Source organism: Caballeronia sp. BR00000012568055, assembly GCF_029439455.1.
GTDB lineage: Bacteria > Pseudomonadota > Gammaproteobacteria > Burkholderiales > Burkholderiaceae > Caballeronia.
Map to the genome: position 1 here is coordinate 1 of NZ_JAQFVG010000186.1, position 746 is coordinate 746.

Annotated in this window: 1 protein-coding gene; it reads left to right on the top strand. The window is 57.4% G+C overall.

All coding sequences use genetic code 11. From position 1 onward, the window contains the following. A partial coding sequence (locus P7F28_RS09695) for an efflux RND transporter permease subunit (RefSeq protein ID WP_277184286.1) occupies positions 1 to 746 on the top strand: 746 nt, incomplete at both ends.

Consider the following 746-nt stretch of genomic DNA (forward strand, 5'->3'; position numbering starts at 1 on the left):
ACCGAATACTTCATGAAGCAGCCCGCCGTGGACAGCATTACAACGGTGGATGGCTTCAGCCTGCTCGACAGTCAGACGAAGAACAATGCCGGCGTGTTCTTCGTCGGCTTCAAGAGTTTCGATGAACGCTATTCGTCTGCGAATATCCGCACGCAGAACGCGCGCGCGGTGTTGCTGGGCGCGTACAAGAATTTATCGACCGTGCAGGAAGGCATTATCTTGCCGGTGAATCCGCCTGCTATTCCGGGGCTCGGCACCACGGGCGGCCTGGAGATGTGGATTCAAAACAAAGGCGATGGATCGACACAACAGCTTGCGGGAATTGTTCAGGACTTCGTGAGAAAGGCGAAGGCAAGCCCCGTGTTGTCGGGCGTCACATCGACTTTTAACGCGGCTTCGCAGCAGTTGCAGGTGGACGTGGACCGCACCAAGACCGAAACGCTCGGCGTGCCCGTGCAAGATGTCTATAGCTCCATGCAGACGATGTTCGGCTCGCTCTATGTCTCGCAGTTCAACAAGGACAGCCGCTTGTGGCAAGTGATTTTGCAGGCGGAATCCGTCGATCGGCGCACGCCTGAAGACCTGAATCGTATCTTCGTACGCGGCAGTTCGGGTGAGATGATGCCGCTCAATTCGGTCGTGACTTCCAAGTACGTGACCGGTCCCGATCTCATCACGCGCTTCAACAATTTCCCGGCGGTCAAGATCACCGCCAATGCCGCGCCCGGATACAGCACGGGCCAGGC